Genomic DNA, 21135 nt, shown 5'->3' on the forward strand with positions numbered 1-21135 from the left:
AAGTTGCGAGAGCAAACTGTCGCGGGAGAGTTTAATTGATTAATAACAGCCTAGTAGATCAAGTTGTCATTGTAACGGGCGCTGCTGGGGGGATCGGCAGCGCTATCGCCCGAACTTTTCATCGGCTAAGCGCACGCATGTTGCTAGCTGATTATGATGAAGACGGCGTATCCAAATTGGCGTCGTCGCTAGATCCCACTGGCGAGCGGGTCATACCAGTCGCCTATGATGCGAGCAAACCATCAGACGCAGACACCGTCGTATCGACATGCATCGCTCGTTTCGGTCACATCGACCATGTCGTTCCGGCGGCAGCAATCTTCGAAGATCAGCCATTCGCCTCTATGACAGACGCGCAGTGGCGGCGAACGATGTCGATAAACCTGGATGGAGTGTTCTATATTTGTAGGCGAGCCATCCCTCACATCAGGCCGGGGGGAACAATCGTAACCATCGCGTCGTCCGCGGCGCATGAAGGTTGCTCGCCCGAGCACGTTCACTACGGGGCTTCGAAAGGCGGAGTGTTGGCTTTCACCAAATCTCTTGCGAGAGAGCTCTCACCGAACATACGGGTGAACACAGTGTCGCCCGGGACTATAGACACTCCGATGGTGACGGAACTTCTGAGGCAGAAGGGGGACAAGTTTCTGTCGATCACGCCGGCTGGTCGCTTCGGTACCGGTGAAGAAGTAGGGGATGCGGTGGCATTTCTTTGCAGCAACGCGTCGAGCTATATCATGGGCCAAACCATTCACGTGAATGGCGGATCATATATGGGAGGCTAGGCTCCGCAACCCGGCCTATAGTCTCTGCATACCTCGCAAGGCAATCGGCTGTCGTCGAGAAGGGTCTCGACGGCAGCCAGGCACTGCTACCAACAGGTATAGCCGCCATCTACTAACAGTATCGTTCCTGTTATATAACTTGATGCATCGCTCGCCAGAAATTGAACCGCGCATGCGATCTCGTGAGGCTGGCCAAAGCGGCCCATCGGTGTCTGGTCGGCCCATTTATTGATCACTTCTTCGGGGTACTTGTCGGTCATCTCAGATCGTACGAACCCAGGGGCAACTGCGTTTACGCGAACGCCGGACCTTGCCCATTCGCACGCAAGTGTCTTAGTCACCATGTTCACCCCTGCCTTGCTCGCATTGTAAGCTGTCACTACCGATTGTTGTCGGGTAACGATCTCACCGCACATGGAACTGACATTCACAATCGTCCCAGAACCGCGTTCCGCCATTAGCGAACCGAAGGTCCGGCTGCAGTAGAACACACCGTCCAAATTGACGGAGAGCACCGCGTGCCAATCCTCATCGGTAGTCTCGTTGGTCGGCGCGGCACGAGACACGCCGGCATTGTTGACAAGGATATCGGGACAAAGGCCGATTTTGCCCGCGAGATTGCGGATCGCCTGTGAATCGGTGACGTCGAGTTGATAAACCTGCGGCTTGACGGGGAAGTGATCTGCGGCCTCGGCGAGTCGGATACCGTCGGCGTCGGTCAGAATTATCTCGGCACCGGCTTGTTGCAGGACACGGCCGATCTGCAAGCCGATACCACGCCCTCCACCGGTCACAAGCGCGATTTTCCCGGCCAGGTCAAACTGGCTGTGAAAAGTTTTGCTTTCAATCGGCGGCATTGCTGTCTCCTGGGGATATCGTTGGACTCGCTGAATGCATCGATCACAACACAAAGGGCGCAATTCAGCGTCGCCGGCGGCTTTTAACGCGGTCAAGTTGGAGTAACCGCTCAGCCTCGGATTCCAAGAAGAAGGTCACGACGCGAAATTGTGCCCACCGGCCGATTGTCGTCCATCACCGTAATGTCCCCATCATGATGGGTTGCGAGATCGATAATGGCACCGATTTTATCGGTAGCTGCCACCGTAGCACCGTTATGAGGCGTCATGACCGCATCGTTCGGAATCGGTTTCATAATCTTGCGAGCGGTTACCAGTTCAAGTCTTGAGATTCCCTTCACAAAGTCCGCCACGTACTCGTCCGCGGGATCTGTAATAATTTCCTCCGGAGTCCCGACCTGGACGAACCTTCCGTCCTTCATGATTGCGATATGAGTGCCGAGTCGAATCGCTTCGTCGAGATCGTGAGTGATGAAGATGGTCGTCTTTTTGACAACCTTGGAGAGTTCCAGGAACTGTTGCTGGAGTTGCCGGCGGATCAACGGATCGAGAGCTGAGAATGGTTCATCCATCAAAAGGATCTCTGGATCTGCCGCCATGGCCCGCGCCAAACCGACGCGCTGTTTCATGCCGCCCGACAGCTCATCCGGAAACCGTGAAGCCCATTCCTCCAAGCCCACGAGCTCAAGCTTTTCTTTCGCCGTCTGGATACGTTGAACTTTACTCACGCCGCGCAACTCCAGGCTTAGAGCGACATTGTCCTGAACGCTGCGATGAGGCAACAACGCCATGTTCTGAAACACCATCCCCACGCTCGTCGAGCGCAAGGCGCGGAGATCAGAGTTACTCAATGCACCTACGTTGCGGCCAGCCACGACAATCTCGCCGTCAGTAGGCTCGACCAAACGGTTGATGTGTCTAATCAAGGTCGACTTGCCCGATCCTGATAGACCCATTATGCAGAATATTTCACCCTCACCGACTGAGAACGAAACATCGGCAACTGCCGTAACCGCGCCGTACCGCTTCAACACATCGGACTTGGAGAGTCCTTGTTCTCGGATGGCCTGAAGGGCTTCGTTCGCCTTGTTCCCGAAGATCTTCCAAATACCGGAACACTGAACGACTGGCTTGCTCATTGGATACCTTTTTATTCAGATCCAGCTGCCAGTCGCTGACTAGGAGACGCCCGAAGGAGTCGCATCGCGTACCGAATAGCTGCAACTGGGCCGTGCGCCCAGATCTCCCCGGGACGCTTTCGAGGCTGGGCGAGCGCTTGTGTGATCCGATCGAGAATGATCGCCAGGGCGACAATGCCGAGACCCCCGATGCTGGCGAGCCCAACGTCGAGACGGCCAATGCCACGAAGCACCATCTGGCCCAGTCCTCCAACTGCGATCATCGAGGCGATTACCACCATCGAAAGTGACATCATCAGCGTTTGATTGACACCTGCCATGATTGTCGGCAGCGCCAGAGGGAGTTGGGCTTTCCACAGCAATTGACGATCCGTCGCGCCAAAAGCACGCATGGCTTCGTTGACTTCTTCTGGCACCTGACGGATGCCCAGATAAGTCAAACGGATGACTGGAGCGACCGCGAAAATCACGGTGACAATCACGCCCGGCACGTTGCCGATGCCGAACAGCATGACAATGGGAACGAGATAAACGAAAGCTGGGATTGTTTGCATTCCGTCAAGTATCGGCCTGAGAATCGCGTACAATAACTCAGATCTGGTCGACAGGACTCCGAGAGGGATCCCAATGACCAAAGAAAAGATCAACGCAGTCAGCACGATAGATAGTGTGGTCATCGTTTCCGGCCAGGCACCGATAAAGCCTACAAAGAAAAGAATGGCTGCAAGCGTGGCAGCAAGGCGCCAGTTCGAGAGCTGCCAGGTCAGCAGCATAATAACGAGGATCACCAGCGTCGGCGGTGCCGAAGTCATGAAATTGGTGAGCGACTGCAAGACTGTGTCGAACGGCGCTTTGACCGTCTGGAAGAAGGGTCGATAGTTTTCGACCATCCAGCGCAATCCCTCGCTTACCCACGATGCGAGTGGCAATTTCCCACAATCAAACGGGTTCAAAAAGCCACATCCGTTCATCATAGTTCCCCATTGTATTCGTGAACTGGCTCGCTGTAAAAGGTAACATGACTTCCCCTAAGGAGGGGTCGCAAAAAAGTAGCGTGACGGATGACTTTATTTCGGCAGATGTCACGATCAAACTTGGTCAGCGCCGCGACCCGAAGGGCATTCTCTGCCAAGCACTTAATGGCGTCCGAAGCTCATTCGAATGAATGCATAATGGTAGCGTCCGATCCCAGTAGGTGTCAAATAAGCCGCAGTGACGGCTCGACGTCGTAAGCTGCCGTATAAGCACGAACGACCTAAAGGTGAAGTGACCCGCCCCATCGTTCATTCGTTGGAGAGGCGTCGAAGCTGGCTACTCGTTCGTTATTCCCTCGATCCTACTCGTTGACATCAGCGACGAAGCCGAGGCGAGAGCGTAACAACTGGAAGTTGGCGGTTGGCAGCTTCCGCTTTTGTCACGCGACCGGCAGCGGAAGCTTTTTCGTACGACCGCCGTCGATGACGTAGACTTGCCCGGTTACGAAGGCACTTTCTTCGGAAGCAAGCCAGACGGCGAGATTGCCAACGTCTTTCGGTTCGCCTAGGCGTCCGACCGGATGCATAATTAGGAGTTCCCTCCGGAATCGGTCCTTATCCGGCATGCTGTCGATGTAAAGCTCGCTCAAATCGGAATTGATCCAGCCCGGTGCAATGGCGTTGCAGCGGATGCCTTCGTGCCCGTGGTCGACGGCGACAGCTGCGGTGAAGCCATGAACGCCCGCTTTCGAGGCTGAGTAGGCGGGGTGTCCTGGATTGGAAGCCAGACCTTCGATCGAGCCTATGTTGATGATGCTCGCACCGGACCGCTTGCGAAGATGCGGCAGCGCCGCCTTCGTCAGCAGGAATGGGGCCTTGAGATTGATATCCATCATCTGGTCCCAATCCGCCTCGGTCATCTCATCGAGCGTCTTCTCGAACATGATCCCGGCGTTGTTGACAAGGATGTCGAGGCCGCCGAACCGCTCGACGACGGCCTGCACAGCCGAAGCGATCTGGTCAGAGTTCGAAAGATCCGCTTTCATATAGATGATGCTCTCGTTGAGCATCTTCTCTTGAGGCTCGTTCCTCTGCACGATGGCCACTTTTGCCCCTTCCTCGGCAAAGCGCTGGGTGATGCCTCCTCCGATGCCGCGTCCCCCGCCAGTGATGATTGCAATCTTGCCTGCCAGTTTGTCAGCCATGATCATGCCTGGGGATGTTGACGGCGGTCCAAGATGTCGGGTTTGAATGTCGTATCCATGCAAAGCGTTGCGATGGGCCTATTCCTGAGCTCGCCACTCTTGCTCCAGCCTCTACTCTCGGCTCCATTGGTTTCGGCCTCTAGCCTTCGGCGACCACGGGCGTCGCAGCAGTTTGTTGTGAATGTAGATGCGATTTTTTTCGATGCGATACTCCACGCCAACCTTATTTCCTGAATGGGTGCGGAAGACCAGTGGTTTTCCCTGCAAAAGACTCACCCCCTTGTTGAGTTGCGCGGCGCCCTCGACCGCGTCGGGCGTTGATTGAAGGCCGTAGCAGATCGCGAAGGCTAGTTGGCCGCGTTCCGCTGTTCCGCCGTAAATGATTGGGACGCAGCCAAAATCGGCTGGACCACACGACCGGATGCCTGCAATGCTTTCCGGTCATGTTGAGCATCTCTTGCTCACGGCGTCGCGGCGCGCAATTATCGAAGTATTTGGAGTTCGAAATGGTTCGCCGCTTTTACGATCTGCCGTCCTTGACCGCCCTGGCGGTTTTTGAGGCGTCTGCGCGACACCTGTCATTCAAATTGGCTGCCGCGGAACTGAACGTTACCCCCGGCGCCGTCAGCCGACAAATTAAAGCCATTGAGGACGAGATCGGCGTTCCTCTATTCGTGCGGCTTGGGACCGGTGTGATGCTCACCAGTGCTGGCGAAGACCTATATGCCGTGCTGGCAAGTGGATTTTCCAAGGCCTCCGAAGTTGTCAGAACCGTGAAACGCGGCGATCGCTCCAAGAATGTGACCGTCGCCTGCTCGGATGCATTTGGATCAATGTGGTTGATACCGCGTATGCCGGGCTTCTGGACGCGCTACCCTGATGTCGCGGTCGATCATCTTATCTCTGACAATTCGCGAGATTACCGCCGCGCCGAAGTGGATTTGCGCATCCGGTATGGGTTTGGTTCATGGTCCGACGAAACGACGGAACCGCTTTTCGACGATGTCATTTATCCGGTTTGTGGCCCGGGCTTCGCCCAGGTGCATAGGGACGCGACGGCTGAATCGTTGCCGGAACTTCCGCTACTGCACGTTAATTGGGTTGATCCTGAATGGGCGGACTGGGACGAAGTTCTGCGTCGTGCAGGAATTCCTCACGGAGCACCCCGGGGCCGTAGGTTCGGCAAGTTCTTCGTGACCCTGCAGGCTGCCCAAGCCGATCAGGGTGTCGCCGTTGGTTGGCACCGGCTGGTCCGGTCGCTGATAGAAGAGGGTAAACTGGTCAGGATTACCGATCTCGAGTTGCCTGCTCCCGGAGGATATCATCTAACCTGGAACGACAATCGAACCTTGTCGCCTGCGGCCGAACTATTTCGGAAATGGTTGAGAGAGGTCGCAACCGAAGAGCGGACCACTTGATTGCTAGTCTAGAACTCCCTGCCGGCGCGCTTCTGCATTGCCCACAACTTCAGCGGCGCTCCGATCGACATCAACGGTTCTGGATAAAGCCGAACCGGGGCTGGCTCGTTCAGGGCGTCTGCAACCATTGGGTGATTGCTGCCAGCGGCTAAGTCGGCAGCCAGCATCCCGTAAAGGGTGCCCTGCACCGTTCCCAAGCCGTTGCAACACCCGGCGACGAACACCCTCTCCTCAACTTCGCCGAAGGCGGGCGCGGAATTGAGGGACAGACACAAGTGCCCTCCCCATCGAAACTCCATTGGTATTTGGCCTAGCATCGGAAACCGGGCCCGGAATGATCGATCGTGAACAGCGCCGATCCGACGGACCTGCTTCTCGTTGGTGGACATGTCCGGGTTGTACGTGAAGGTGTTTCGGACGACGATCCGATCGCCGATCCTTCGGATGGTTGATCCCATTGGGTCGGCCGGGATCAAGCCCCAATGCGGCTCACCACCCAGCGCTGCCTGTTCGCTCTTGGAGAGGGCTCTTGTCATGCTGGCGTAGGTGAACACATGCAGCAGGCGTTTCTTGAAGAAACCAAAGCTTTCCAGATGACCGTTTACGGTGAGGATAAGACGCGGCGCGGATATCTCGCCCTCGGTCGTCGTCACGGTATGCAGTTTGCCAGTCTGCAAAGATGTTACCGGTGAATTCTCGAATATCTTGACACGGCTTGACAAACCTTCGGCGATTCCGCGGACGAGGCCGGCCGGCTGAGCCATTGCCGTTCCCGGTGTGAACGTGCCGCCAACGAAGAAGTCGGTTCCGGTGATCTTCTTCAACACGGGGCCGTCGAGACGTTCGAACGGCTCGCCAAGGCTGGTCAGGTGACTTTCGAAATCGCGCAGTACGGTGAGGCCGTGATCAGTTGCAGCGCCATGGAACTTTCCGGCCCGAACGAAGAAGCCCTGTAATCCGTATTCATCTGCCGCCGAAGCCGAGAACTCAATCGCAGCGCGGTTCATGCGAATGCGCTTGCGGTCGTGGTCCTGGCTTCCGCCATAATTCTCGCCGCCAAGTTCGTGCGGCAGGTCGATCATGAACCCCGAGTTCCGGCCGGCAGCACCCCAGCCGACACGCTGGGCATCGACCACCACTATGCGCTCGTTCGGCACCAATTGTGACAAGCGCCGCGCGGCCGCCATGCCAGCAAACCCAGCTCCTACAATGAGCCAGTCTGCTTTGTGACGGCCGCGCAGCACCTCTGGTGCCTTGGGAGGCGGCAGAATACCGTACCAGCCCGACAAGGATGTGTCGGCAGGCGTGCGGACAGCCTCATGATCGCTCATCAGCGCGACCAGGCTAGTCCACGGAACGCGAGACCTTCGGGTCGGAAATGTCCGCCCAGATGGTCTTGAGTTCGGTGTATTGGTCGTGTGCGTGCAGCGACTTGTCCCGCCCGCCAAAGCCCGAATGCTTGAAACCGCCAAAGGGCGTAGAGACGTCTCCTTCGCCGTAGCAATTGATGGTCACCGTCCCGGCGCGAATGTCCCTCGCCATGCGATGTGCCTTGCCGAGATTGCCGGTAAAGATGGACGCTGCAAGCCCGTATTGGGTATCGTTGGCGACCCTAAGCGCCTCGTCAGCGTTGGCTACCTTGATGACCGAGAGTACAGGTCCGAAAATCTCTTCCCGCGCAATCGCCATTTCGGGAGTGACATCGTCGAATATGGTCGGCTCGATGAAATAACCTTTGCCGTGCTTATGGGCATTTCCGCCCGTCACGATCCTGGCGCCTTCCGCGCGGCCCTTCTTGATGTAGCCCATGATGCGGTCGAACTGTTCCTTCGACACGATGGCGCCCAGCCTATTGCCCGGATCTAATGGCTCGCCCAATGGCCACTCCTTGAGCTTGTGGAGGACGGTCTCCACCAACCGGTCCTTGATCTTCTCATGGACGATCAGGCGGGAATTGGATGAGCAGTTCTCGCCCATGTTCCAGAAGACACCCTGAGTGACATGCTGTGCGACAACATCAAGGTTCTCGGCGTCATCGAGCACGATACACGGATTCTTTCCCCCACATTCAAGCACGATCCGCTTGAGGTTGGATTTGGCGGAATATTCCAGGAATTTTCGGCCGACATCTGTCGAGCCGGTGAAAGCGACCATGTCGATATCCGGATGCATACCAAGCGCCTTCCCGGTCACTTCGCCCGGACCGGTGACGATCTGCAGGACGCCCGGCGGCAACCCGGCCTCGTGCGCCAGTTCAGCAATCCGCAATGTTGACATGCTTGTTTGCTCGGCCGGCTTGACGATGACGGAGTTGCCGGTCGCAAGAGCCGGCCCGATCTTCCAGGCCAGCATCAGGATCGGGAAATTCCAGGGCAGAACGCAGGCGACCACGCCAAGCGGCTGGCGCACGATCATCGACACGACGTCGTCGCCTGAAGGCGACGTCTGGCCGTAGAGCTTGTCAGTGGCTTCCGCGTGCCATTCCATGCAATGCAGCGCCTCGGGGATATCAATAGTCTCGACGTCATAGATTGGCTTGCCGCTTTCGAGCGTCTCAAGCACCGCAAGCTCATGGGCGTTCCGCTCCATCAATTTCACGAGCCGCCGCAGAACACGCTTGCGCTCGCTGGGATGGGCCCGCGACCATGCGCCTGATTCAAACGCCAATCGTGCCTTCTCGACAGAGAGATCGACGTCAACTTGGCCGCAAGAGGCAATCTTGGCGATGACCTGCCCCGTCGCCGGATTGATGGTCTCGAAAGTATCCCCAGATTGTGCCGCCCGCACCTTGCCGTCGATCACCGCATTGGTCGGCAGTGGCAGGCTTTCCGCCAGGTTCTGGTACTCATCACGCGTTAATAGCGATGACATTCTCGGAAGCCCTCTTTTGGGATTTTGCGGTGATCGACGCTATGACGGCCTTAAGGGTGCGGATCGTCGACTCGAGTTCCCGCTTCTGTTCGTCGTCGAGTGCCCGCATCGGCCGGCGCACCGGGCCGGCCGGCAGCCCCGCGAGTTCGCACCCGAACTTGATGCTCTGCACGAATTTGCCGCCCTGTTCGAGAAGCCTCATCAGAGGCAGAAGCGCCGACATAATCTGCCGGCCCTTAGTGAAGTTCTTCTCGATCACGCAGGCTTCGTACAGCGCGAGATGCTCTGACGGCAGGCAGTTGCCGGCACCGCAGACCCACCCTTTTGCGCCCCAGGCGAAGAACTCAAGCGCCTGATCATCCATACCGCAGAACAGGTCGATGTGCGGATAGTCACGAGCCAGCGCATGCAGCTGGTTCATGCTGCCGCTCGACTCCTTGATGGCGCAGAAATTGGAGCTGCGACCGACGCGGTCCAGGAACTCAAGATCCATCATCGTGCCGGTGCGTCCGGGATAGTTGTAGAGCATCACTGGTAGATTGGCGGCCTTGTCGATCGCAAGCGCGTGATTGGCAAGTTCGAGCTGCGTGGGAACAGCGTAGTACGGCGAGCCGATCAGGATGCCGTCGTACTTCAGGTCCTTTGCAATCAGCGCATATTCAATGCAGTCCTCAGTGCGAATCGCGCCGACGCCGGCGATCAGGGGCGTCGTCCCCTTCACAAGGCTCCTAGCAAGCTTAAGCAGGCTGACACGCTCATCGCGTGACTGGGCGTAGTACTCGCCTGTCGTGCCACCGACAATGATCCCGTGGACGCCAGTCGCGACCAAGTGCTCGACCACGACGCAGAAGCCGTCACGGTCGATCGATCCGTCCGCGTGAAAGGGCGTTGTGACGGGCGGAATAACGCCTTTGAACGACATCAGCCTGACTCCAATTTGGCTTCCGACGTCGTTATATGCAAGGATGGTGCACTCAGCAGTCGAAATAAAATCACTCGACAAGCTACTTTTTTGCGAGAGTCCGTCAAGAAAATGAAGGGCGGCCAAAATAGGGGATGATGGCTACCAAAACAGCTTTTGCGAATTGTCTCCTGTGGAGGGGCTCTCGCGGTGCAATGGATAATTTGCCGCTATTGACGATCCGGCCTATGGCCGCAGTGGTTCATGTCGATCAGCCATACGGTGATCGGGAGTCGGGCTCCCATTCTGCTTTGCGGGGCAATGACGCCCACGAAATCCCACGAGTTGTCCCGGCTCCCGATATGACCGGCTCGCCATCACGCTTCATCGCCCTTGCAACTGGTGAACCTCCTGCTCCTTGGGCGCCTTTCTTCATATCACCGGGATCTGGCTGCGGCGCTGATCGGCGCCTGGTAGGTTTCGTAGCGCGTCATGATCGTCAAGGCCGTGCGCCCGTTCGGTTGGCGCGGCCACCGTGACGAGACGTGCCGGTTTGCGCGCCGGCATGGCAGACAGATCGCGCATCAACTGAGGTTAGCTGTATCCTCCGCGTCGGACGAGCGAGATCATACCAACCACCAACAAAACCGACGCAGGTAGCGGTCACCATTCGCGTGATCTGGCCCATCCATTGTCGGCCTCCCGAGCAGTTCTGATGTGACGTCAGACCGTGCAAGGCGCCGAAATTACCGACCGCACCGGAAGCGGTGCGGCTCGACAACAGAACAAGCCAACTCCGTTCCGGAGATCACACCAATGCCTGGGATCGTGGCCAAACGCTGCGACAGCTCGTTGGAGCGGTGCCAGGCCAGAAGCTCGTTCTCCTGACGGGACAGGTGCAGCTGAACAGCGCCGATCTGTCCGCCAATGCCGAGCCAGCGGTGGCACCCTCTGGGGGCTCGCCGGTGGAGAGCCGTCCCGCCAGTCTTAAGGCATGGAACCTACCGGCTCGACGCTACGAAGGCTAAACGTCTTCTTCCCGATTGCTCAACCCGCTCCCTACTAATCGCGGCTGGATGACAGGGAGAAAACGACAGCGGCTGGCGCCCGATAAGTTCCGCCTTTCGCCATCAGTGCCCAGACGATGCGTGCAGTCTTGTTGGCAAGCGCGACGATCACTAACATGGGCGGCTTGCGGCCCAAGATGCGCATGAGCCATGGGTCCGCAGATTCCCCCTTCCGCATTGCCCAGCGCACGGCCGCGCTGGCCCCTATGATCAGCAGCCGGCGTAGCGTTCGCTCGCCCATCCGAGACGTCTCGCCGAGCTTCTGCTTTCCGCCCGTGGAGCGTTGCAGCGGCGTGACGCCGAGCCAGGCCGCGAAGTCTCGCCCCCTCTTGAAGGTTGTCGCCGATGGAGCCAGAGCAGCAAGTGCCGTCGCGGTGATCGGCCCTATGCCGGGAATGGTCATCAATCGCCTGGCTTCTGCATCCTCCTTGGCACGCCGGGCGATCTCGCGGTCGAGCACGGCCACTCTCTCATCCAGCGACCGCAACTGTGCAACGAGCAGAGACAGGATCGGACGGGCAGCTTCGGGGATGGCGGTACCTTTGTCCTCAATCGCCGTGACAAGCTTGGCGGCATGGAAGAGACCCTGTGCAGCCACGGGCCCGAATTCGGCAAGATGGCCCCGTATCGCATTGATGGTCTGAGTCCGCTGACGAACCATAAGATCGCGAACGCGGAATACCATTGCCGCAGCTTGCTGCTCTTCGCTCTTCACCGCCACGAACCGCATGGTCGGCCTCTGGGCTACTTCGCAGATCGCCTCAGCGTCAGCGGCATCGTTCTTCTGCCGCTTCACGAAAGGCTTCACGGAGCGATTAGCCGGGCATCGTGCCCAAGCTTCGCAATCTCCCGCGCCCAATAATGACCGCCGGCGCAGGCCTCCATGGCCACCGTGCAAGCAGGCTGCGCTGCAAGAAACTTGAGCACCTGGTCACGACGCAGTTTCTTGCGGAAGGCCACGGCTCCCGATCCATCCGCGCCGGGCATCTGGTCGGGTAGCGGCGGCGCATTGCTGCGCCGCCGCCCCCTAAGAACCGGACATGCGGAAGTTCCCACTGTCGCTTGGTGGGCATCATGAGCTGCGCTGGAGCGAGGCCAGCTACCACGCCGTTCATTCCGTGCCGGCCAATCCGGTCTATGCGGGCGCCTATGTCTATGGCAAGAATCGCCGAGAGACGGTGCTCGACGAAACCGGCGTGCGGCGCAAACGGATACGCAAGCTGCCGATGGACGAATGGCAAGTGCTGATCAAGGCTCACCACCCGGGCTATATCGACTGGCCGACCTTCGAGGCCAATCAGCAACGCATGGCGACCAACACCCGCCCGCGCCTCCATGCCGAAGCCGGGGGAGGCTCCGGCGGCGCGGTGCGTGAAGGCGGCGCCCTGCTTCAGGGCATTGCCCGCTGCGGTCATTGCGGGCGGCGCCTGCGCACTCATTACCGTGGCCGCACCGCGACACCGGGCTATCATTGCGCCGGTAAGGTCATCGCCGAGGGACGCGGCGTCTATTGCCTCAATGTCGGCGGCGTGCAGATCGACGAAGCCGTGGTCGCGGCCTTCCTGGAAGCGCTGGAGCCGGCACGCCTGGCCACCACGCTCGCGGCGGCCGAGCGGCTGGAAAACGACCGCGAAGCGGCACTCAAGCAATGGCGGCTCGATGTCGAGCGGGCGCAGTTCGCCGTTGACCGCGCCGAGCGGCGCTATCGCGCCGTCGATCCCGATAATCGCCTGGTCGCCCGCACGCTCGAGCAGCAGTGGGAGGAGGCCCTGCGTGCCTTGGAGGCGGCCAAGGCCGAACTGGTGCGGCGCGAGGCGGAGCGCCCGCGTAGGCTGTCGGCCACGGAGCGGGAGAAGCTGCTTTCCCTCGGCGCCGATCTGGCGAGCGTCTGGCACGCGCCGACCACGACGGCGCGTGACCGCAAGGAGCTCTTGCGCACGCTGATCGAGGAGGCCACCCTCCATGTCGACCGCGACAAGGCGGCGGCGCAACTCGCCCTGCGCTGGAAGGGCGGCGCGCTAAGCCACCTCACCGTCGCCCTGCCGCGCTCGCGGCCGGCGACGGTGTGCACCGACGAGGACACGCTGGCGCTCGTACGGCGGCTGGTGCCGCATTATCCCGACGCCGTCATCGCCGGCATTCTCAACCGCCAGGGCCGTCGAACGGTCTATGGCCATCGGTTCGACGCCAATCGCGTCGGCAAAGCGCCGCTACTGGAAGATCCCTGTCTGCAAGGCCAAGGCACCGGCCGCCGACGGCGACATTGTCACCGTCCGTCAGGCTGCCGTCGCGCTCGGCGTGGCGCCCTCGACGCTTCACCGCCATATCAACGACGGCCTCATCTAGGGCGAACAGGTGACACCCGGCGCGCCATGGCGCATTCGCCTGACCACGGACCTCAAGGCCCGCTTCCTCGCCACGCCCAGCGACGGCTTTGAACCCATCCGCGACGCCATGGAGACCCTTGGCCTGTCGCGCCAAAGTCTGTTGCAGCGAGTGAAGCGCGGCGAACTGGAAGCCGTTTATGTCATCCGTGGACAGAGAAAAGGTCTATGGATCAAGACCATAGACAACATTCCCACCCTCTTCGAACGCGCCTCATGAACCAGGGGGTATTACGATAATGGTTCCAAACAGCCTCTGATGTCACCTTCCAGAATCTACTCTGGCGAAGCGCGCTTAGCCAGAGTGATGAAGCACTGCTCGATGGCGTCGGCAGTCGAGCGTTCGGGCCGGAACCCATAGGAATTCGGGTCCGCCAGTGTCTCTACCACCGGGTCCAGAGCGAGCTTCGATAACGCCTGCATCGCCCGGCACCGCATATAGGAATTCCCAGCGGACGCTTCTTGCCGTTACTCTTGGGAATGTAAACACGTCGCAACGGCATCGCGCGGTAACCGCGATGTCGAAGTGACCTCATCCCGTTCCATCTGGCCGCCGGGGATGACCATATCTTACCGTCCACCCCCGGCGTTCTCTTACCGCGATTCTCCGTCACCCGTTTCACGGCCAACATCTTGCCGCTATGCGAGCGGGTCAGCAGACGTTGCAATGCTTTCACCTTGCCCCATCGGCCTTCCTGGGTTGCCTTGGCGATACGCACCTGAAGCCGTTTCACCTCTGCCTGAATGTGCAACCAGTTCGCCTGATCCTACATCTGCGCAGTGCGCGAGGAATGCACCGACTTCCGCCCCTTCCACTTGATGACCGTCTTCTGGTTGATCCCGTAACGCTTGGCCAGTGTCCTCAGGCTCTCTTGATGGGGTTGTCTAATCGCGGTGGGGACGTCAAGTATCTTCGCGCTTGGAGATGCGTTGGCCGGGTACACGGTTGTCTTCGCGGTCAACATCGGTCGCCGCATGATGGAGCTTCGCGGGACGAGCCTTCAATGTGGACGACGCTACTTTGCTGAGTCAGCGGTGCAACCCCATCAGCGGAATGGCTCGGCTCACGTCCCGGCAGGGACGCCTCAGGCGTTCAGATTCTGAACGCTATCCGGATTTACGTTGTGGCTCCTGCATTCGGATTAAGAGCTCGCCGGTTTTAAGCATCGTATGCATTATCACCGCCAGTTTGCGCGCCACAGCCACGGCAGCTCTTTTGAAGCCGATCCTCTCCCGGAGCTGGAGACCCCATGTCCGCAGGGTGCTCTCGGTTGAGCTACGCGTCAGAATAACCGACGCCGCTTCGTAGAGAAGCCCTCGCAAATGGCGGTCGCCGCGTCAGGATATATGGCCGTCATAATCGACTTCTCCCGATTCGTAGCGGCGCGTCGTTAGGCCTATCCAGGCGCCAACAGATCGGGACGTCTTGAAGTTGCCCGGATCTTCAATGGCAGTGGCGAACGAGGTTGCGGTGATGGCGCCGATGCCAGGGATCGACATGAGCATGCGGCATGCCTGGCTCTGACGTGCATCTGCGACGAGCTGGCGCCCAAGCTCGGCGGCACGGATGCGAATGCCGCGCCAGGCCTCCAACATCGGCAGCACGATGAGAGCAAGTTCCTCGTGATCGATAAGAAGGCGCCGAACGTTCTTCTCGAACGTGGTTCCCTTACCTGCAGGAACGAGCAGCCCGAACGTTTTCATGATTCCACGAATCTGGTTGGAAAGTTCGGTGGTGATCCGGACCAGCCGGGTGCGTGCCGCCACGAGCGTGCGGGTCAGCATGCTGTCAAATCCTTTCACCCGCACCTCACGGAAGAATCCCACCTCTGCAAGATGCGCCAAACCGTCGGCGTCGTTCGCGTCGGTCTTATTCGGCGCCATATCGAGCGCAGCTTTGGCATGGCGAGCATCGATGCAGATCGCTGGCACCCTTTCCGCGCGTAGCGCGTGATAGAACCAGACGGAAAGGGGTCCAGTCTCGAACACCACGCGTTTGGCGGCTGGCGCCCGCTTGCGGATAAGCTCGGCAATGATCTTTGGATCAGAGGCGCACTTCCCGCGCCAGACGCGCTTGCCTTCACGTCGGATCGCCACCGCTGTCTCTTTCATCGACACGTCGAGACCGATATATTCTTCCATGGCTGTTCTCCATCAGATGCTTGGGCCCGGCGTCAGGTCGTGAGCCCGTATTTCCATCTTATCGGGGAACAGCCACCTTCCAAGGATATGCTTGGTTTCAGGGCGACTCGCTCCCGCGATTACCCCATGTGGACGGCGCCCGTAACGGCATCATCCTCGTGAGAGGCGTGCCAAGATGGCGGCTGTCGAGCACTCATCTGAAGGAGCACCGTCCATGGGCAATGTTACCACCGATCTCAGCGCTGTTGCTACTGTTGGCCTCGATCTGGCCAAGCATGTCTTCCAGGTTCACGCGGTGGATGCTGCGGAGCACGTCGTCACGAACCGGGCGCTTCGGCGCAAGGATGTTCTGGCATTCTTCGAATCTCTGCCATGCTGCCTCATTGGCTTGGAAGCGTGTGGCTCGGCCCATCACTGGGCTCGCGAACTCATTAAGCTCGGTCATGACGTGCGGCTGATGCCGCCAGCCTATGTGAAGGCTTACGTGCGTCGCCAGAAGAACGATGCCGCTGATGCAGCAGCCATCTGCGAGGCGGGTGACGCGCCCTTCGATGCGTTTTGTGCCGGTACGATCGATCGGGAACCAGGCGGCGCTCATGCATCACAAGGTACGCGAACTTCTGGTGGCCCAACGCACGCAACTTCTCAATGCCCTTCGCAGCCATCTGGCCGAAGTCGGGATCATCGCCGCCCAGGGACCGAACAACGCACGCGCCTTGGCTAGCCTCGTCATCGAGGGCAACGACATGATCCCGGCGACCGTGCGTTCGGCACTGTTGCCGTTGGTGCGCCAACTGAAAGAACTCGATGACGAGATCAGGCAGAGCGATCAGGCTATTCTGGCCCTCGCCAAGACTGATGAAATGGCATGCCGTCTGATGACCGTTCCCGGCATCGGCCCCATTACTGCCTCCGCGCTTGGGGCGAGCATCCAGGATATCTCCGCCTTCTCAGGTCCGCGCGAATTCGCCGCCTTCTTAGGGCTCACACCAAGGCAAAACTCTTCAGGCGGAAAGGAACGGTTGGGACGCGTCTCCAAGATGGGTAACCGATATTTGCGCAAGCTGCTCGTGGTCGGTGCTCATGCCGTTCTGTTCCATCGCAAGCGTTCCGGCGATGCGTTGAGAAACTGGGCGGATCGCCTGATGGAAACCAAGCCATTCAAGCTTGTCGCCGTGGCAACCGCAAACAAACTCGCCCGTATCGCCTTCGCACTCATGCGCGACGCAACACATTATGCCGGCACACCGATGTAACTGCAGCATCGGCTGAGGCCGCGAGCCGGAATCGAGGGTGACAATGACGTGATGGGAACAGACGAGGACAGATCCCCAAAGCCTGCAGAATAGTCGGAGCTTCGAGCTCGCTCTCTTGATCAGGCCAAAGGATCAGCGGATACCATCAGGGCCAGCGGCCATAGCGCCGCAGCAACAGGCCGGAGACATGACCGCACCCGCGACCGTCCCATTGCTGAAAACAAACCCCGATCAGCGGGCGCCGTCCAGACATGACTATCTTGTATTGCTCGACGGACTGCCTCTGTCGTCGAGGCGCTGCCGTGTAAAATCTGGCCCATAGTGCCTCCTTCGATTCGGAAGAAAATGATGCACTATCAAAGCCTGGGATCAACACTTAGCGCGTCAACCGGCCCGCATTCTTCCCGAAGTTGCACTGATTGCATTCGGCCTGGATGTTGCCGATGTCATCGGTGCCGCCGTGATAAACGGCAATCTTGTGTCCCTTAGTCCACACTGTTTGTAACGGGGATCGGGCTGCAGCGGGATGTCACTCCAGGATCGCCCGCATTCGGCACAGGCCGGCGAGACGGCGAGCAGCGCCTTCCATTCATTTCGTCGCATGCGGTCCACCGTTGGCGGCAAGCCGGTTGCCTTTCCCCCAGCATTGCGACAATCCATGGCGAAAACTTCAGACGCGCGGCATCTTCTGGCTCCGTCGGCGGGTGCCCCGCACTCTAAGCCGCGCGACTACAGCGCCGCGGCCGGCCCGATCGCATTCAATTGTCGCTGACGAGGAGACCACAGCAATCGCTACACTTACCCAAGCGTATCCCATTTCGGCGAGTAGTCCAAATCGCAGATGCGGTAGTTGCGCGACCCGAGCCGCGAGATCGCTGCCATCTCCTCTTCGGAAAGCTCCAAATCAAACAGGTCGATGTTTTCCGCTAGCCTCTCCTTGCATTCGGTGCGCGGAATGGCGACTACACCTTCCTGCTGGACTTGCCATCGAAGCACGATCTGCGCCGGGCTTTTGCTGTGCCGCTTGGCGGCGTCCCCGACCGCCGCCTCCTCGAACAACGCTCCACCTCGGCCGAGCGGGCAATAGGCGACCATCGCCATGCCGGCCGCTCGGCAGGCCGCATGGACCTTAGTCTGGTCGAGAAAGGGATGATATTCGACTTGGTTGGCCACAAGCGGCGCATCCGACAGGCGCACTGCCTCCGCAAGCATCCCGGTGGGAAAGTTCGACACACCGATGTGCCGCGCCATGCCGGAATTGCGAACCGCGTTCAGCGCCTTGATAGATCCGGCCAGCGGAATGGCAGGATTTGGCCAGTGGATCAGGAGCAGGTCGACTGTGTCGAGTCCGAGCCGCTGTAGGCTTGCCTCGGCCGATCGCTCTAAATCTCCGGGAGCGATATCGGTAGACCAGACTTTGGTTGTGATGAAGACGTTGTCGCGCGGTACGCCGGAAAATCGCAGTCCCTCGCCCACCGCGCCCTCGTTGTCATAGACCGCTGCGGTGTCGAGATGGCGGTAGCCGAGCGAAAGCGCATGCGCGACCAATTCCGAACACGCTTCGCCTTTGAGCGTCCATGTACCAAGCCCGATTGCGGGGATCGCCGCACCGTTTACCATGACGCTATGCATAAAACCTCCTTGCTGCTTCCCCGCTGCCGGAATTCGTGCCATCGGTGTTGACGCGCCAGAGCTTGCGTGGGTCCCCTTGAAATCTATTCGACTGTGCCTCCTGAACTACCCGAGCGGATACGATTGCGGTTTAAGCCGATGCCAATCGATTGGGATCTGAAAGACATCCCGAAAGCCCGCAGAAATTTTTGCTTCGGCTCTATGACCACGATGGTCAACTGACAGCGTACAAATCAGCATCGTTGCAATCCGCGTCTTGCCGAGACAATCTGCCGCGACTCGCGGGGCAGCATTCCTCTGGAGGGTAGACTGATCTCGTTTGGCATTTTGCTTCCAGTCTATTGAGAGCCTTCGAGGAGCTCACAGCAGCCGCCGCACGGCAGCGGTGATGTGTTCCTTCGTCGGGAAGAAATCCTTCTCGAGGGCCGGACTGAATGGGACGTGAATGTCCGGAGAGCTCAGGCGAAGGATCGGTCGCTGCAAGAGATCGAAAATCTCTTCTGCCATCACCGCGGCAATTTCACTTCCGACGTTGCAGACACTGTGCCCGTTCTCGACGATCATGAGCCGTCCGGTCTTGGCGACTGAGATCCTGATGGCTTCATAATCGAGCGGCTTCAACGTACGTGGATCGATCACTTCGACCGAAATGCCCTCCTCGGCGAGCGCGTCGACAGCTTCCATCGTCGGCCGAATGGCGCCGGCAATGGCGATAAGGGTTACGTCTTTTCCCCGGCGCTTCACATCCGCTTTGCCAATCGGGATTAGATAGTCCGGATCTGTGGCCACATCGCCCTTGACCGGCCACAGACAGGCGTCTTCGAAGACGAGTACAGGATCGCCATCGCGAATGGCCGATTTCATAAGGCCCTTGATGTCGGCGGGGCTGGTCGGACAGATGATCTTGAGACCAGGCACATTCATAAAAAGCGGATACGGTCGATCGGCATGCTGCGCCGCCTTGGACCCCACCGAGTACATCCAACACCGAAACACGATCGGAATGTCGATCTGACCTCCAGTCATATACTGCAATTTCGAGGCCTGGTTGATGATCTGATCCGAGGCAAGATAGACGAAGCTGGCAACTGAGAGGTCCACGATCGGTCGCAAGCCGTTGATCGCAGCCCCGATTGCGAGGCCGGTAAAACCGCCTTCTGAAATCGGCGTGTTCCAAACCCGGTTCTTGCCGAACCGCTCAATAAGTTTGCCGCCGCCATAGATCGAAATATCCTCTCCCATCAGGACGACGCGCTCATCACGATCCATTTCCTCTATCTGCGCCTGCACGAGCGCTTCAAGATAGGTCATCTCAATACGGGTGCCGGGCGCAGCGACAAATTTCTGGGCAGTATTTTGCATGTCGATTAATTCCGCTTCTGCCCAGCCACGAAGCTGTAATGGCCGGCAAGGGGCGAGTTGAACATGTGGTCGTGCAAGGTTTCGGACCTAGGCATGGGGCTGGCCAAAGCAAACTGTACAGCTTGCTTGACAACTTCGGCGACTTCATCCTCGATTGCTCTCAGACTCTTTTCGTCTATGCCTTCTTCTATGAGCACGGTGCGATACAGCAAAATTGGATCGCAGTCACGTTTGTGGGCCTCGACTTCTTCAACCGATCGATAGGGCTCCCCCGGAATCACCAAGCCGAAATTGTGTTCATCGAATCGATACGTGTCGGCGACTATGAGAGTAGGCCCCTCACCCGCGCGTGCTCGCGTGACGGCCCGTGCCGTAGCTTCATAGACCGCGCTCACATCCTGCCCGTCAACCGTTATCCCAGGCATGCCGTAGCCAGGAGCCCGCATCGCTATGTCCGGCTGCCCGTGGCTTTGCGCCACCGAGGTAGTGATTGCATAGCCGTTGTTCTCGCAAAGATAGATGACCGGAAGCTTCCACAGCGACGCCATGTTGAGACTCTCATGGAAGGTGCCCTGGTTCACCGCTCCATCGCCAAAGAAGCAAAGGGTAACCTGATCGACGCCCCGAACCGTCGAACTGAACGCACACCCTGTGGCAAGAGGGATGCCCCCTCCGACGATAGCCGACTCGCTGATGATCCCCACCGACCTGTCTGCAAGATGCATAGAACCGCCGCGCCCCTTGCAAATGCCGCCTTCCTTACCCATCAGCTCGGCCATGAGCGCGTCCAGATTCGCGCCCTTCCCGATCGGATGGCCGTGCGAACGATGCGTTCCGGTCATGGCGTCATCGTCCCGAAGGGCGAGACATGCCCCTACGATGGCGGCTTCCTGACCCACGCTCGAGTGGAAGAATCCAGGGATATTGTCACCTTTGAACTGGCGCATACCCTCTTCTTCGAAGCAACGGATGCGAAGCATCCGCCGATAAGCCTCTAGTCTCTGATGACCGTTTAACTGCATGATCCAAACGTTGCTCCAATTTCCAGGTAAAAGATGCCGCCGCGGATGGCAGAGCGCAGGCCCTATAAATTCGTCGTGTATAGTTCATTCACTTTCCTGGTCTCGTAATCCAGAATAGCG

The 21135-nt window shown here is 58.8% G+C and carries 15 protein-coding genes and 4 pseudogenes; 4 read left to right on the forward strand and 15 right to left on the reverse strand.

The window, feature by feature from the left end:
• The first annotated feature begins 35 nt into the window (after positions 1 to 35).
• Positions 36 to 785 carry an SDR family NAD(P)-dependent oxidoreductase gene (locus EB815_RS31605; RefSeq protein WP_245303340.1) on the forward strand — a complete coding sequence of 250 codons (750 nt, stop codon included), beginning with the start codon at positions 36 to 38 and terminating at the stop codon, positions 783 to 785.
• Positions 786 to 871: 86 nt separating this feature from the next.
• On the opposite strand, the gene EB815_RS31610 is transcribed toward EB815_RS31605, so the two are convergent.
• The 4 genes from EB815_RS31610 to EB815_RS31625 all read right to left on the reverse strand — a co-directional run bounded on the left by EB815_RS31610 (position 872) and on the right by EB815_RS31625 (position 4960).
• Positions 872 to 1642 carry an SDR family NAD(P)-dependent oxidoreductase gene (locus EB815_RS31610; protein WP_065005209.1) on the reverse strand — a complete coding sequence of 257 codons (771 nt, stop codon included), beginning with the start codon at positions 1640 to 1642 and terminating at the stop codon, positions 872 to 874.
• A gap of 110 nt (positions 1643 to 1752) precedes the next feature.
• Positions 1753 to 2781, reverse strand: coding sequence for a quaternary amine ABC transporter ATP-binding protein (locus EB815_RS31615; RefSeq protein ID WP_065005210.1), 1029 nt, complete (start codon positions 2779 to 2781; stop codon positions 1753 to 1755).
• A gap of 11 nt (positions 2782 to 2792) precedes the next feature.
• On the reverse strand, positions 2793 to 3671 hold the full coding sequence (locus EB815_RS31620) for an ABC transporter permease (protein WP_245303341.1): 879 nt from the start codon (positions 3669 to 3671) through the stop codon (positions 2793 to 2795).
• A 524-nt stretch (positions 3672 to 4195) separates the two neighbouring features.
• Entirely contained in the window at positions 4196 to 4960 is a 765-nt protein-coding gene (locus tag EB815_RS31625) for an SDR family NAD(P)-dependent oxidoreductase (RefSeq protein WP_065005225.1), read from the reverse strand.
• A gap of 506 nt (positions 4961 to 5466) precedes the next feature.
• Between EB815_RS31625 and EB815_RS31630 the strand changes: the two genes are divergently transcribed.
• On the forward strand, positions 5467 to 6378 hold the full coding sequence (locus EB815_RS31630) for a LysR substrate-binding domain-containing protein (RefSeq protein WP_065005211.1): 912 nt from the start codon (positions 5467 to 5469) through the stop codon (positions 6376 to 6378).
• Between the two features lie 8 nt (positions 6379 to 6386).
• Here the strand turns inward: EB815_RS31630 and EB815_RS31635 are convergent, their stop codons facing one another.
• The 5 genes and pseudogenes from EB815_RS31635 to EB815_RS31655 form a co-directional block, all read right to left on the reverse strand.
• On the reverse strand, positions 6387 to 7709 hold the full coding sequence (locus EB815_RS31635; RefSeq protein ID WP_065005212.1) for an NAD(P)/FAD-dependent oxidoreductase: 1323 nt from the start codon (positions 7707 to 7709) through the stop codon (positions 6387 to 6389).
• Positions 7710 to 7722: 13 nt separating this feature from the next.
• The gene (locus EB815_RS31640; protein WP_065005213.1) at positions 7723 to 9249 is read right to left on the reverse strand and encodes an aldehyde dehydrogenase; all 1527 of its coding nucleotides are present in this window, start codon (positions 9247 to 9249) and stop codon (positions 7723 to 7725) included.
• Positions 9227 to 10171: a dihydrodipicolinate synthase family protein gene (locus EB815_RS31645; RefSeq protein ID WP_065005214.1), complete on the reverse strand. Its 945-nt coding sequence runs from the start codon at positions 10169 to 10171 to the stop codon at positions 9227 to 9229. Before EB815_RS31645 ends, EB815_RS31640 begins: the two co-directional genes overlap by 23 nt.
• Before the next feature lie 416 nt (positions 10172 to 10587).
• Positions 10588 to 11156, reverse strand: a pseudogene (locus tag EB815_RS31650) (transposase); the annotation flags it as partial.
• Positions 11157 to 11212: 56 nt separating this feature from the next.
• Positions 11213 to 12204 (reverse strand): annotated as a pseudogene (locus EB815_RS31655) (IS110 family transposase).
• 53 nt (positions 12205 to 12257) lie between these two features.
• On the opposite strand from EB815_RS31655, the gene EB815_RS31660 reads away from it, so the two are divergent.
• Entirely contained in the window at positions 12258 to 13655 is a 1398-nt protein-coding gene (locus EB815_RS31660) for a recombinase family protein (RefSeq protein ID WP_065005215.1), read from the forward strand.
• A gap of 329 nt (positions 13656 to 13984) precedes the next feature.
• On the opposite strand, the gene EB815_RS31665 is transcribed toward EB815_RS31660, so the two are convergent.
• Complete coding sequence (locus EB815_RS31665; protein WP_348625442.1) at positions 13985 to 14335, reverse strand: reverse transcriptase N-terminal domain-containing protein; 351 nt, start codon at positions 14333 to 14335, stop codon at positions 13985 to 13987.
• Positions 14336 to 14708: 373 nt separating this feature from the next.
• Positions 14709 to 15743: pseudogene (locus EB815_RS31670) on the reverse strand (IS110 family transposase).
• A 214-nt stretch (positions 15744 to 15957) separates the two neighbouring features.
• On the opposite strand from EB815_RS31670, the pseudogene EB815_RS31675 reads away from it, so the two are divergent.
• A pseudogene (locus EB815_RS31675) lies at positions 15958 to 16999 on the forward strand (IS110 family transposase).
• Positions 17000 to 17375: 376 nt separating this feature from the next.
• On the opposite strand, the gene EB815_RS34320 reads toward EB815_RS31675, so the two are convergent.
• From EB815_RS34320 to EB815_RS31695, 4 genes are all read right to left on the reverse strand, one after another.
• A complete protein-coding gene (locus EB815_RS34320) occupies positions 17376 to 17495 on the reverse strand; it encodes an HNH endonuclease (RefSeq protein ID WP_081294832.1) in 120 nt (39 codons plus the stop codon).
• Between the two features lie 302 nt (positions 17496 to 17797).
• Positions 17798 to 18631 carry an aldo/keto reductase gene (locus EB815_RS31685; protein WP_065005216.1) on the reverse strand — a complete coding sequence of 278 codons (834 nt, stop codon included), beginning with the start codon at positions 18629 to 18631 and terminating at the stop codon, positions 17798 to 17800.
• A gap of 360 nt (positions 18632 to 18991) precedes the next feature.
• Positions 18992 to 19993, reverse strand: coding sequence for an alpha-ketoacid dehydrogenase subunit beta (locus tag EB815_RS31690; protein WP_065005217.1), 1002 nt, complete (start codon positions 19991 to 19993; stop codon positions 18992 to 18994).
• A gap of 5 nt (positions 19994 to 19998) precedes the next feature.
• Positions 19999 to 20940 (reverse strand): thiamine pyrophosphate-dependent dehydrogenase E1 component subunit alpha, encoded by a 942-nt coding sequence (locus EB815_RS31695; RefSeq protein ID WP_245303343.1) that lies wholly within the window; start codon positions 20938 to 20940, stop codon positions 19999 to 20001.
• Between the last annotated feature and the right edge of the window lie 195 nt (positions 20941 to 21135).

The organism is Mesorhizobium loti (genome assembly GCF_013170705.1).
GTDB lineage: Bacteria > Pseudomonadota > Alphaproteobacteria > Rhizobiales > Rhizobiaceae > Mesorhizobium > Mesorhizobium loti_D.

What these genes read in the sequence shown, in the direction of transcription:
- EB815_RS31630 (WP_065005211.1), top strand. Translation starts at nt 5,467, where the DNA reads ATGGTTCGCCGCTTTTACGATCTGCCGTCCTTGACCGCCCTGGCGGTT.
- EB815_RS31645 (WP_065005214.1), bottom strand. Translation starts at nt 10,171, where the DNA reads ATGTCGTTCAAAGGCGTTATTCCGCCCGTCACAACGCCCTTTCACGCG.
- EB815_RS31625 (WP_065005225.1), bottom strand. Translation starts at nt 4,960, where the DNA reads ATGGCTGACAAACTGGCAGGCAAGATTGCAATCATCACTGGCGGGGGA.
- EB815_RS31640 (WP_065005213.1), bottom strand. Translation starts at nt 9,249, where the DNA reads ATGTCATCGCTATTAACGCGTGATGAGTACCAGAACCTGGCGGAAAGC.
- EB815_RS31620 (WP_245303341.1), bottom strand. Translation starts at nt 3,671, where the DNA reads ATGGTCGAAAACTATCGACCCTTCTTCCAGACGGTCAAAGCGCCGTTC.
- EB815_RS31615 (WP_065005210.1), bottom strand. Translation starts at nt 2,781, where the DNA reads ATGAGCAAGCCAGTCGTTCAGTGTTCCGGTATTTGGAAGATCTTCGGG.
- EB815_RS31685 (WP_065005216.1), bottom strand. Translation starts at nt 18,631, where the DNA reads ATGCATAGCGTCATGGTAAACGGTGCGGCGATCCCCGCAATCGGGCTT.
- EB815_RS31690 (WP_065005217.1), bottom strand. Translation starts at nt 19,993, where the DNA reads ATGCAAAATACTGCCCAGAAATTTGTCGCTGCGCCCGGCACCCGTATT.
- EB815_RS31695 (WP_245303343.1), bottom strand. Translation starts at nt 20,940, where the DNA reads ATGCGCCAGTTCAAAGGTGACAATATCCCTGGATTCTTCCACTCGAGC.
- EB815_RS31610 (WP_065005209.1), bottom strand. Translation starts at nt 1,642, where the DNA reads ATGCCGCCGATTGAAAGCAAAACTTTTCACAGCCAGTTTGACCTGGCC.
- EB815_RS31635 (WP_065005212.1), bottom strand. Translation starts at nt 7,709, where the DNA reads ATGAGCGATCATGAGGCTGTCCGCACGCCTGCCGACACATCCTTGTCG.
- EB815_RS31660 (WP_065005215.1), top strand. Translation starts at nt 12,258, where the DNA reads ATGCGGAAGTTCCCACTGTCGCTTGGTGGGCATCATGAGCTGCGCTGG.